This is a genomic window from Cytophagales bacterium (genome assembly GCA_033344775.1).
Classification (GTDB): Bacteria; Bacteroidota; Bacteroidia; order Cytophagales; family Cyclobacteriaceae; genus JAWPMT01.
This window is the reverse complement of the sequence record JAWPMT010000004.1, coordinates 1,576,458-1,590,731: the sequence shown is the minus strand read 5'-3', so window position 1 is coordinate 1,590,731 and position 14,274 is coordinate 1,576,458. Positions and strand designations below refer to the sequence as shown.

Here is a 14,274-nt window from a genome sequence, read left to right as displayed (position 1 = left end):
GTAAAGGGCGGCCAGTAGGGGCTAAGAGGGTTCTTAAAAAGAGACCGTCATTCCGGCAGATCAAGTTTACATAGAAGAAACTAGAATGGACATTGCACTGATCGCCGAAATGACGGAAAAAAGCTTACTAAACTCCCCTTCAGGGGTTGGAGTAAGTATCATTTCTCTCAATAATTAGCATTTAATTTCGCTCCAGTAACCTGATTACTTAAGTGATCAGGTTACTGGAGCAACCAACCACCGAGCCTCAGCTTCCATTCATCGAAATCCAAAATGAATTGTTGCATTTGCAAACAAAACATCACCTGAAATGGCTGAAACAAACCTTTGCGGCTTAGTCGGCAGAAATTCCATTTCAGCGGCAGTTTAGTTCCATTCGCCGAAAACAGAAAACCTCTGACTTTGCTGATAGTTACCTTAGCAACTGTATTAAATACCCACTTTAGGGTATTGACTTAGACAAGTAATTAACCAACATGCTGATATCGCTCAGGCACATTTTTGTGTCCCTGCTCTTGCTACCCATTGCTGTAATAGCACAAAATGGTCCCGGAGGAACAGGAACAACCGATGGTACCTCTTCTCTGGTGCTATGGCTGAGTGGTGATAGCCTCAATACGCTCAATAACGGCAACCGCGTTAATAACTGGAGAGACCTTTCCGGTTACAATCACCACGCCACCAATGATAGCAGCTACATCTTCGATGCAAATACCCCAACTTTTCTAGATACAATCTTCAATGGTTCAACAGCCATCAAGGCGGTGCGTTTCGATGGGGATGATTATTACGATAATGGCCATTCGTATCAGGCTAGAACTGTTTTCGTGGTTTTCAATTTCCGTGATGACTTGCAAGGTACTGATGACCTGGGGCAAATCTGGGGAGCATATGGCGATGGTGTGCATGTGGCCATGGATTCCAGATCAGGAAATCTGAATGGCTTAAGTTTTGACGGGAATGGTACAGGCTCAAATCAGGCAAACTTTGCTTATAATAGCAACAACTACGGCGCTTTAGTAGGAAACAGCAATTCCCCACAATTTTCCAGAGATCAGTGGCAGATCCTTTCTGCGGAATTCAATGCGAACCGAACCCTTAACCGTCAGGTTATGGGGTCATTGCTACCTAATTTCTCTATCGCTGCACATAATCTGGATGCAGACATTGCAGAATTGATCGTTTTTGATCGAACACTGACGGACCCGGAACGCGTTTCCGTAGAAAATTACCTGTCTACTAAATATGGCATTGATATCACAGCCGCCGGAAATGATCGATATGCTTATGATAGCAATTATCCGGGTACAGTGGCCGGGATTGGGCGAGTTGGATTCGAATATGATACCGCGAGTTTTTCAGGTGTACTAGGCCTCGATACATTAGGAAGTGTTACTGTCGATAATGGTGACTTTGCCTTTATTGGACATGACAATGGGGCGCAAGCCTGGACCACATCCGAAGCACCCGCCGAAGGGCTTTCAAATATCCAACGCATCGCCAGAGAGTGGCGGTTGGACGAGACCAACACATTCGGGACCATGAAAATTTTGGCAGATACCACGGCACTTCCTGTCTTGTCTGCTGGATATGATACTTATGTTTTGTTGGTGGATTCCGATGGCGACTTTACCAACGCGGAAGTATATGAAATGGCTCGCGTTCCCGGAGCAGGTCATTGGGAAGTAGCATTGAATTTGTCAAATGGAGACTACCTCTCTATCGGTGTGGTTCGTCCGGTTCTTGGATTCACAAATGCCACCCAAGACGATTTTGAAACGGTCGCTTCCTCTACCATCGAAGTAAGGACCAATTTCCGAGCTTTGAGTAATCTCCCTGTGAGCTATGCTACGTCTGATAATGGGGCCACCGCCGGTGACGATTACACGGCTATTCCTTTAACGGCCACCAATATCAACGCAGGGAGCAATTCATTCTTGTTTCCGTTAGCCATTTCCAATGACTCAGATTCAGAATCAGGAGAAGGCATCGACATTACTTTGTCCGGTTTCCCTTCCAGGTTCAATGGATTGAACAATCCGCTGACTTATACAATCAAGGATGATGACAACCCTCGTAAGATCTATTTTGATGCGGCTAGTGCGACCATCAATGAATCCGGAGGATCGCTAGACATCACCGTTAACATTACTCCAAGTCAGGTAGATCCAGGAAATGCGACCACCGTGGATTACACGGTGACCGGAGGAACTGCGACCGGTGCAGGTGAGGACTTTACGCTGGCGGCAGGTACCCTGAACATTCCTCCCAATAATATTTCTAACACGTTCACCATCACCCTGACGGATGATGCGTTGAGTGAAGTCACTGAATCGGTGGAGATTAGTTTATCAAATCCAACGAATGGTAACTTGTCGGACGTAGAACCGATTGAATTCACCCTCAACATTGAGGACAATGATCCAACCCCATTGGTACAGTTCAACGTCGCAGCAAGATCGGAATTAGAAAGTGTAACCAACCCGCTGATTCCTGTAGTGCTTTCTACGGCATCAGGTCAGGATGTTACTGTGAATTATACGGTAAGTGGATCGGCTACCGGTGGTTCTACGGACTTTACCTTGATCAACGGATCAGTCACCATCCCTGCAGGATCTATTTTCACGAATATTCTTCCTGTCATAGCCGATGATGCGGCTCCCGAGGAAAGCGAGACCCTGATCATTGATCTTTCTTCGCCTACAGCAGCTAGTTTGGGGACGAATACAAGATTTACATATACGATTCTTAACGATGATGGACCATTCGGATTTACCGGACCAGGTGGCGTAGGAGGGACCAATACCTTACCGGTGTGGTATAAGGCCGATAGCCTGGTGTTGACTGATGGTGATCCCGTTACAACCTGGATGGATGTGTCCGGTAACAACAACGATGCAACGCAGGGCAATGCCTTATATCAGCCGACCTATCAGACTGGCGAGATCAATGGCTTTCCGGTGGTACGATTTGATGGTACCAATGATTTTACAGATGATGCCTTGACTTACAATGCAAAGACCATATTCATTGTGTTCAGAACCTCATCGACATTGCAGCCTGGCAATGAGCTTGGACACATTTGGGGAAGTTATAACGAATTGGCGCACATTGCTCCCGAACCTCGCGGCGGTGCCGATCAGTTTGGCTACAGCTTTGATGGTAACCAATCCGGTACAGGTACAGCTAGATACGGCCAGGACGGTCAGGCTTATGGGGCTTTGGTTGATGATGGTACCTATTATCAATGGAGTTATGATCAGACCCATATTGTTACAGTGGAATACGACGAGACAGAAAACCTGACAAGATCTATTCTGGGTGGCCTCGTTGATAATTTTGCTGTTGGCGCACATCATTTCGGAGGAGATGTAGCCGAGATCATCGTTTATGATCAGGAACTTTCTCAAGTACGTAGGGACATTGTTGAGAACTACTTAAGTGCGAAATATGGTGTGACGCTGCAGGGCTCGAATGATTTCTATGCCCATGAAGGAACTCATTTTTATGATGTGGCTGGTGTAGGTCAGGATATCAATGGAGCAACACACACCGATGCAACTTCTAACAACATCGTACGCCTGACCAATCCTGATGCTCTGGCTAATGGAGAATATTTGCTGTTAGGACATGATAATAGCGCATTGACCTGGAGTGCTACGGAGACACCTACAGACTCTATTCAACGGATCGCGAGAGAATGGAGAGTAGACGAGACTGGAGAAGTGGGTGACCTGCAAATTCGGATCGATACCACCTATTTAAACAATAAGCCAACGGATTTTGAAGGTTATGTACTGTTGGTGGATGATAATGGTAACTTTTCTACTGCCGATGGCGGGACTACCATTTACAGTCTGACGCAAGAAGGGAATTATTATACGACGACCAGTCCGGTCAATCTTGCTGATGGCGCTTATATAACTGTTGGCACCATAGGAATTACCGTGCAGTTCAGCATTACTTCTTTTTCACAATCGGAGACCATTGGCAATTACGGAGCACAAATCCAATTAAGCAGACCAGCGTCAGTAGACATCAATGTAAGTTATGTCGTTGGGGTTTCCAGTACCGCGACGGAAGGAGGAAGCAATGATTTTCAATTAGAGGTAACACCTGAAACCATCACTGCAGGCAACCTGACATCCAACATCAACCTTCAGATCAATAACGACAGTGAAATAGAGGTAGATGAAACAGCCATTATTCAATTAACAGGAGCGGACAACAACGTATCCGTAGGTACTGACACAGAATTCATATTGACCATTCAGGATGATGATGCAGCCAATGCAACGGGTACAGGACCTGGAGGAGTGAGAAGACCTTCGGATTATGTCTTCTGGCTGGAAGCAGATTCAGAGGTTTACAGTAATGACCCTCCAACAATCTTAGCTGCGGATGGTGCGACCATTGCCTATTGGGAAGATCAATCAGGTTCTTCAAATGAGTCAGAAGACGAGGCTTCCATCACCGGAGCGTCCTATCGAAACAATGCAACGGATAATCAGAACCAAAAACCAGTCATTGATTTTAGTAGTGGTAATGTAGCCCTGACCATTGCAAATGCATCGGTCATCAACGAGACCACCTATGCCCAAAAGACAATAGTTGCCGCCTTCAGAACAGGAGCGGATGTAACCAATCTCCAAGTGGTTTACGAACAAGGAGGAGGGTCGAACGGGATCAATATTCATATTCAAAATAGTAATGCGTATTTGGCAGCCTGGGACAATGACTGGACGGGCACCTATCTAGATGTTTCCGGGGCGGTTACTGCCAATACCACCTATGTTGCAGTACTGGAAGTTAATGCTTCCGGGACTGTGATTGGTGGGTATTTAAACACGGTTGATCTGGGGACACAAGCCATCCTGGGAGGTCAGACTGATCTGGATGCACATGGAGGTCTGGTAGGCATAGGAGCCATGATCAATGATTCCTATTTCAATGGAGTCACAGCGGCAGAATCGGGGAACAACTATTATTTCACAGGCCAGTTGCTGGAACTATTGTCTTTCAACAACAGCAATTTCAATGATGCACAAAGGATCATTTTGGAAAACTACCTCGCTGGAAAGTGGAACATCAATATCTCTGCTGGCAACGACATCTATCAACACAAGACTACCCATAGTTATGGAGTAGCAGGAATTGGTCAATCTGCCTCTGATGAGTATAACCTTGCTGCTCAATCCGGGAACCTCGTGACGATCACAAACCCTACGGGAATGGACAATGCAGAATACCTGATCCTTGGCCATGACAATGGCGATACCACTAGCTATGCAGTAACTGAAGCGCCTTCTGCTGATTTTCTACGACTCGGAAGAGAATGGCGCGTCAGTGAGCAGGGAGATATTACGGGTGTCAAATTAGCTTTTGATACGACTTATTTGAGCTTCGGACAAACTGCAGACTATAACGAATACGTTTTATTGATCGATGCGGATGGTGATTTCACTTCTGGAGCACAAGTACATGCCATGACCCAAAATGGTGGTACTTATGAAGTGTCGAATATTGACTTTTCCAATGGAGATTACTTCACGTTTGCTATTCTAAGACCAAGCATTCAGTTTCAGTTGGCGGCTGCCAGTGGAGCAGAGTCCGTCAACAACGTGGATGTGTTGATCAGTTTGAATCATGCGATCACCAGAGCCATCAGTGTAGACTTTGCTTTGGATGTGCCGAATTCAACGGCAACAAGAGGGGCATCTGACGATTTTGAGTTTACCGATGGCACATTGAATATTGCTGCCGGAGCCACGCAAGGACAAATTGCTGTGACGATCAATGATGATGCAGTCATCGAAGGTGGCGAGAGCTTTGAAATTGACCTTGCCAATCCATCGGCCGGATTAACGCTTGGAACCAATGCAAGTTTTACTTACACCATCGATGATAATGACATCAGTACTGAAGTAGACTTCAGTGTGGTCAGTTCATCAATTTCAGAAGGCTCGGGTTCTGCCAATATTACCGTGAAATTGAATCAGATTGCTGCATCCAATGTAGACGTACAGTATACCGTGACCGGAGGAACTGCCGCAGGATCCGGAGAGGACTTTACACTGGCAGACGGCACAGCTACAGTAATTGCAGGAGCTTTGAGTACCAATGTACAATTGCAACTGGTCGATGACGTGATCCTTGAAGCGGTAGAAACGGTGCAAGTGTCCCTGAGCAATCCGGTCAATGCGAGTCTAGGCTCCAATACGATACACACGGTTTCCATCAATGACAATGACGTAGCACCAGAGGTCGCTTTTACAACGGGTAGCCAAAGTACTTCAGAAGGTAGTACACCGGCCAATGTCTTGGTGGAACTTTCCGCTGTTTCGGGGCTGGACGCAACTGTTGGGTATGAAGTGGTATTAGGGAATACAACGGCTACAGGTGCAGGTACGGACTACACCTTGTCTGCAGGTACCGTGACCATTCCTGCAGGAAGTGCCTCTGGAATTATTTCGATCGTGATCGTGGACGATTCCGAATTGGAAGTCGATGAGCAGATCCAGATCCGATTGTTGAATGATGGAAATCTGACCAATGCCACACTAGGTAGCCAAAGTACACTGGATATATTGATCAATGACAATGATGCTTCCGGTTTCAATGGTCCCGGCGGTGTGAGGTCTACTACAGATTATGTCTATTGGCTAAGGTCCGATAAAGGGGTGCAGAGAGACATTAGCAGTAATCTGAATGCAACAAATAACACCATCGTACAACGTTGGCTGGATTTTTCAGGGTCTGATAATCATGCATTAGGAGACTCTGGATCGGAGCCTATTTATCGGAATAACATCAGCGATAACATTAACCAGAAGCCACTGATTGATTTCACTTCCGGTTCGGCGAGCATGACCATTGCCAATGCCAACGCCATCAATGATGTAGGACCCTATACCAACAAAACCATTGTAGCTGCATTCCAAACAGGAAGTGATGTAACGGCCCGGCAAATCGTGTACGAGCAAGGCGGAGGAACCAACGGGTTTGCGATCTACCTTTATCAGGATAGCGTGTTTTTGTCAGCCTGGGAAAACATTGGAACTGGGTCCAATGAAACGTTTGACACCCTGAGTGCACCAGTTGTTACCAATCAGACTTACATCGCACACCTGGATTACGATGCCACCAATACGTCATTCAATGGCTTTATCAATGGTACCAGTCAGGGTACTAAAACGGTGGTGAATGATGGAATTCCTTCCCATGGCGGAGACATTCGAATGGGGATCAATAATGGGACCGCCATCCATGGTTCAGGAGGAGGTCCATTCCTGGGCAAATTGATGGAATTAATCCAGCTCAACAGCAATTACAATGAAACCCAAAGAAGGGTATTGACTAACTACCTTGCGGCGAAATACAATGCGGATATATCTGGTGCAGGTATTGATTACTTCAACTATCAAGGATCACACAGTTTTGAAATAGCTGGCTTAGGCCGGGTTGGGGCAGGAGATTTTAAGACCATTACTCAGTCCGATAGCATGGTGTTGATCTCCAATGCCAGTGCCTTAAGTGATGGAGATTATTTGGTATTTGGTCATGACAATGGAGCCATAGCTTCCTACACGACAACAGAAGCACCAACAGGCATTCAAAGAATTGCCAGAGAATGGCGCATTACCCAAACGGGGGATCTCGGAACAGTAACCTTTGCCTTTGATACAATCAATTTGGGAATCACTCCAGGAGCTGATTTTACTGAAAGGGTCTTGTTGATCGATGCAGACGGAGATTTTTCATCAGGTGTTCGAATTGTTTCGTTGACCAGAAATGGCACAGCATATGAAGCGAATAATGTCGATTTTAACGATGGTGATTTCTTCACCTTTGGGGTAATCCGCCCAGAGATCCAGTTTAGCCTGGCAGCATCCAATGGATCTGAAAACGTCAGTCCTGCACAAATCGAAATCGCCCTTAATTATCCGTTAGGAAATGATGTGACTGTTACAGCCACTCAGACAGGTGGAAACGCCACAGAAGGTTCAGACTATTCGTTTGCAGATGGAACTTATACGATAGATGCGAATACCACTTCAGTATTTGCTGATCTTATCCTGACTGATGATTCAGAGGTAGAAAGTGATGAGACAGTGATCCTTACTTTATCCGCACCAAGTGTAGGGCAATTGGGTACAAATTCCGTACACACTTTTTCCATCAATGACGATGACAATTTCCGCAAAGCCAACTTTGCCAAGAGAGATTCTACGGATACAGAAGGAGACACCACCCAGGGCATTGCAGTATTCCTGAACGCCAGAGACAATGTGAATGCAACTGAGGTTTACATTGAAGTCACCGGAGGCACGGCACTGAATGATAGCCTGGATTTCTTTGTACAAGCCAGAGATACCCTGACGTTTGCTGCAGGCGATACCGTAGAGATCTTACCGATCAATTTGATTGATGATTTGATTGATGAGAATGATGAAACCGTTGAAGTTTCTATTGTTGGAGGAACCAACACCACCGTCGGCGATACTGCTACCTTTACCTTGACCATTCAGGACAATGATCTTCCCCCGTCAGTGGAGTTTGTCAGTACCACCCAATCGGGAGATGAGTCGTTTCAGACTGTGGATCTCGCATTACAGCTTTCTTCCGTATCGGGTAAGGATATCACTGTTTCTTTCGGTGCAACTGGTGGTAATGCGGTAGAGAACACGGATTTTCAATTTGGAACAACTTCATTAGTGATTCCTGCGGGAAGTACCACTGATAGCCTTCGTTTTACCGTAATCAATGATCAGTTAGAGGAAGTACCGGATGAGACCCTGATCATTACTTTGAATGACCCCTCTCCAAATGCTACTTTAGGTGCTAATGCCAGCCTTACCTATACTATTTTGGACAATGATGGTGCTGGATTCCGCGGACCTGGAGGAGTAGGGAACCTTGATGCACAAACGGCAGTCTGGCTACGTTCGGACGATACAAATTCTGGATTGACAAATGGTTCGCCTGTAAGCAGATGGGAAGATCAGACCACCAACGACAATGATGCTTTTCAGGCTACTGGAAACAATCAGCCGCTGTTTGTAGAAAATACCATGAATAACCGACCCGCATTCGTCTTTGATGGAACAGATGATGTGTTGGAGATCGGTGTTTCCGATGACATCAATACGGCCGGCCCTTATGATAACAAGACAATCTTCATGTCTTTCCGAACCCCAGTAGACATCAACATGCGTCAGATGTTGTACGAAGAAGGTGGAGGTGTTCGTGGGTTGAGTATTTACATTTTGAATGGCGAATTGTACATTGGTGGCTGGAATCAAAACAATGATGATGGTGGAGCGACCACTCCCTGGCCACAAGCCACACCACCATTTACTGTGAACGTGCGCAGGCCTTTGGCTCCAAATACCAACTACTTTGTGCTTTTACAGTATGACTTTGACGTGGATGGAGGCGGCTTTGATGGGGATGTACGCGCTTCCCTCAACGGAGAAAACTTATTAGAATTAACAGGTGCCGGTAGATTGTTTACTCACCCTGATCGTGTAGCCATTGGTGGCGTGTTGGGGACGACTGTCTACCATGACCTTAGCAGTTCGGCTGGCCCGGATCCATTTGCTGGAAATGTAGGGGAGTTGATTGTGACCAATATCATCTACAATCAAGCACAAAGACGGATCGTCTATAATTATTTATCGGCGAAGTACGACATAGATATAGCTGCGGAAGATGTATTCACGTATGAAGCCACTCACGGTTATGATGTTTTTGGGATCGGTCGGGTTGATGCTGCCAATACACACAGCGATGCCCAGGGCCCAGGGATCATCAGAATGAATAATCCTTCCGACCTGGGTGATAATGAATTCTTGCTCATCGGCCATGACAATGGAACGGTAAATGATTGGGTAGAAACAGATCTTCCTAATAGTAATAGCTCAGATTTCCGTCGCCTAAGTCGTGAATGGAGGGCAAGTGAGACTGGAGATGTAGGTACGGTGAAACTTACATTGACCAGTAGTAATCTCAGTTCTCCCCCTAGTGGCTTTCCGGCCAATTATGTGCTGATGGTGGATGATGATGGAGATTTTACGTCAGGGGCTACGGTCTATCAATTAGCACAGGAGACTCCTGGTGAGTACTCCCTGAATGGAGTGGATTTATCCGGCGGAAAATACTTTACCATTGGGCTTGCGAGAAAAGTCCTTCAATTCACCCAAGCAGCCAGTAATACCCTGGAGAATGATTCGCCTGCCAGCATCGAAGTTTCCCTGAACTATGTGACGCAGGAAGACCTGACACTAGACTACACCGTAGCAGATGGAACAGCCACGGGTTCAGGAACAGATTATACGTTGGCCAGTGGCTCAATTACTGTAGGCACGGGTAATCAAACACAGACCATTCCTGTGACATTGATCAATGATACGGCTGTGGAAAGTGATGAAAACTTTACCGTTACTTTGAGCAATCCTCCTGTTGGAGCGGTATTGGGTGCCAATTCCGTTCATACGTTTACCATCAATGATTCTGATCAGTCCCTGAAAGTAAACCTGGCCAATGCAGACAGTACGAATACTGAGGATCAGACCCCTATTCTGCTGGATGTATTTCTGAGCGAACGTGATGACATCAATCCAACGGAGGTCTATTACTCAGTGAGTGGTACGGCTTCAAATGGTACTGGACTTGATTTTGAATTGGCAACGCCCGACACCTTGACTTTTGTGGCATCGGACACGCTGGAGACCATCTCTATTCCGATCAATGACGACATGACGGATGAAGACCTGGAAACCATTGTGATTACCCTTACTGGTGGATCAAACACTGGTCTAGGAGATACACTGGTCTATACTTATACCATTCAAGACAATGATGATCCACCGACTGTCAGCTTCGGTAATCCTGTTTCTTCAGGTTCGGAAGGCGTGACTTCTGTCAGTATTCCGGTCAATCTTTCTGCGGCCAGCTTCCTGGATGTAACAATTGACTATGCCGTAAACGGAGCGTCTACTGCTGTAGGAGCAGGTGGTGATTACAATTTGGTAGGAAGCACCGTTACCATTACCGCCGGACAAACTTCGGGTAACATCAATTTGACCTTGTTCAATGACCAGATCGTAGAAACGGACGAGACGCTGATCATTGACATTTCTAATCCCATGAACGCCACGCTTGGAGCAACGACCCAGCATACGTTCACGATCATTGATGATGATGGAGGCTTAGGACCAATCGGACCCGGTGGAGTTGGTAGAAACCTTACCGGTTCTGAAATGGCTTTCTGGTTGAGATCCGACCTTGATGTATTTAATGAGCCAACAGGAACAACACCTGCCACAAACGGAGATAATGTGTTCTTCTGGAGGGATCAGTCAGGTTTGAATCATCACGCTTATGATACTACCGGCTCTACTTCTTCACCAAATTATTTGACCAATGCATTAAATGGTCAGGCATTGATCGACTTTACCAGTGCCAATAGTGATGACTTGCTGATGGATAATGACAATCTGATCAATACGTCACCAAGTAACTATGTACAGAAAAGCATCGGATTAGTTTTCAGAGCTGGAGCTAATGTCACAGATCGTCAGGTGATTTATGAACAAGGAGGAACGGGCAATGGATTGAATGTCTGGCTCGAATCTGGCACCCTGCATTTCAGTGCATGGAGTACAAGTACAGGTTGGAACTACATTGATGTGACTACTTCCATTGTAGCCAATGAATCGGTTTATGCACTATTTGAACTGGACCAATTGGATGGTGAGATTCGAGCTTCAGGGTACAAATCCATTGGTGGTGCTTTCTCAGGTAATAACACTGGCGTGACCGCTTTATTGAATGCACACGGAGGGTTGATTGGAATCGGGGCAACCAGAAACGGAACCAAATTTGGTGTCACCGTACAGAACGATACGGAAGGGGATCATTTTCAAGGAGAGATCGGGGAGATCGTTCATTTTAATGAAAGGAATGCTAATACCTTCCAGCAAAAATTATTGGCTTCATACTATGAAGGCAAATACGGTATCTCGGTTACCACAGATGATATTTATCCTGATGCCAACGATGCGACGCACCCCAATGATATTTTCGGAATTGGACGGGATGATGTGACCAACCGACACCTGATCGCCCGAAGTTCGGATCAGATGCTGCAAGTTCAAAATCCAACCGGCCTTACGGATGGTGAGTACATCGTGATCGGCCACGATGGCGCTTCCATGGGATCGTTCAATAATACGGAAGTTTCCATGTCTTTTGGCAATTTCGTTCAGCGCGTGGACCGGGAGTGGTTAGTAGAAGAAGCGGGTGAAATCGGAAATTTTCGAATCATGGTGGATACTACCCAGCTACCGGCACAACCTGATGGATACAACTCCTATTTTGTGATTGTGGACAATGATCAGGATGGAGACTTTACCGATGTAGGGGATGGTGACCTGACTTTCTATCGACTATATGATCGCTTTGGGACTTATGCGTTCTCCGATACAGTGAATGTTGCCGATGGTGATGTATTTACTATAGCCATGGCTCGAAATGTGGCCATCAATGACGGAAACTGGAACGATGCAAGCACGTGGTTGCTGGGTGTGCCACAGGAAGATGAGCCCGCCTTGCTACAAGCTACGGTTACCCTGGATCAGGATGTGACTGCTAGTCAGGTGATCGGTTTGGACAGTGCCGTTCCTTCGGAGCGGGGCCGTCTGGCGCTAGGAACGCATAAATTGACTGTTACCGATTCCTTGATCATTTTAGGATTCGGAATGCCGGCAGAAGACACCACGACATTCATGTGGGGTACAGGAACCGTAGAATACCGCAGTTCCGGGGATCCGATCTTTATTCAGCCGCTGGTTTATTACAACATGATCCTTTCCGGTCAGGGACCAAGACATTTGAGAAGTCAAACACTGGTTGAGAATGACTTTACTATCAACAATAACCCTTGCCTCGTTTTAGATGGCAACAACCTGAACATTCAAGGAGATTGGAACAATTCGGTAGATGCTGATTTTCAATTTGGATCAGCCACGGTACGGTTCAATGGTACTACGGGGGATCAGACCATTTCTCCGACCAATGAAAAAATCACCTTTGCTAACCTGATTGTTGATAAACCTGCGGGTAAATTGATTCTGAATGATACCGTTGAAGTATCCTCACAACTGCAATTATTGAGTAACAACCTGGAGTTAGGAAACGAATTGCTGATCGTCACTAACAATTCCGCTTCGGCGATTACCGGAAGTAGCAGTGCTTACATCGAAGCGGGAGGCAATGGTGGTGTCAGATGGTCTGTTGCCAGCGGTACGAATTATCAATTCCCGATAGGAGATGGTTCTGGAAATTATACGCCGTTCGAGTTTCAGGCCAGCAGCCTGACTGGTAGTGATCCTCAATTGAATTTGCAGGTTGCGAATTCAGCACATCCAAGTGTGGACGATACCCGTGCACATTTGGCCCGACAATGGACCTTTGAGCCTGTTAATGTTACGGCTGCTACCTATGACATCACCATGCACTACGATGATGCGGACGTGATTGGAAATGAAGCAGACCTGGTGCCGATCAAATTCAATGTGGATGCGGATACCAGTATGTTCCCTAACTATACCGTGGATGTTGTCAATAACACCATCTTGTGGCAAAACCTTACCACTTTTAGTACAGGTACGGCCGGGACTACCCCTGATGTAGTTACACCAGTGACCTTACTCTCTTTTAAGGGCGTAGCTGAGGATAAGATCGTGATTCTTAATTGGGAAACGGCAGCAGAATTGAACAATGATCGGTTCGAGATCGAATGGTCTGAAGATGCTTCTTCTTTCATCTATATCGGTGAGGTTGCCGGCAATGGTACCACAGAGTTCCGAAATGCGTATCGTTTCATTGATGATCAACCACTACCAGGCATCAACTATTATCGTTTCCGACAGGTGGATTATGATGGCCAGTTTGAGTACAGTCCGATCATTGCAGTAACGGTGCAGGAGTTCTTTGAAGAAGCAGCTTTCGAAGTTTATCCAAATCCAGTAACAGACGGACGATTCCATGTCAGTATGGAGGGCTTCCGTGAAGGAGAAGAAGTCGTTCTGTCAGTGGTGAGTTTGTCAGGTCAGAAGGTCTTCAGCCAACATATAGAAGCCTCCGATGAAGACCAGGAAATCTATTTGCCTCAAGGCACACCAAGAGGAATCTACACGATCATCTATCAGTTCCGAAACCAATTGAAGAGTGACAAACTTTTGATTGCGAGGTAGCAAACCCTCCAACAGT

The 14,274-nt window shown here is 46.1% G+C and carries 1 protein-coding gene; it reads left to right on the top strand.

The window, feature by feature from the left end:
- The first annotated feature begins 476 nt into the window (after positions 1–476).
- Positions 477–14,258: a Calx-beta domain-containing protein gene (locus R8G66_15660; protein MDW3193808.1), complete on the top strand. Its 13,782-nt coding sequence runs from the start codon at positions 477–479 to the stop codon at positions 14,256–14,258.
- Positions 14,259–14,274: the final 16 nt, after the last annotated feature.

Excerpts from the sequence above, each read along its gene's own strand:
- R8G66_15660 (MDW3193808.1), top strand. The coding sequence starts at position 477 with ATGCTGATATCGCTCAGGCACATTTTTGTGTCCCTGCTCTTGCTACCC.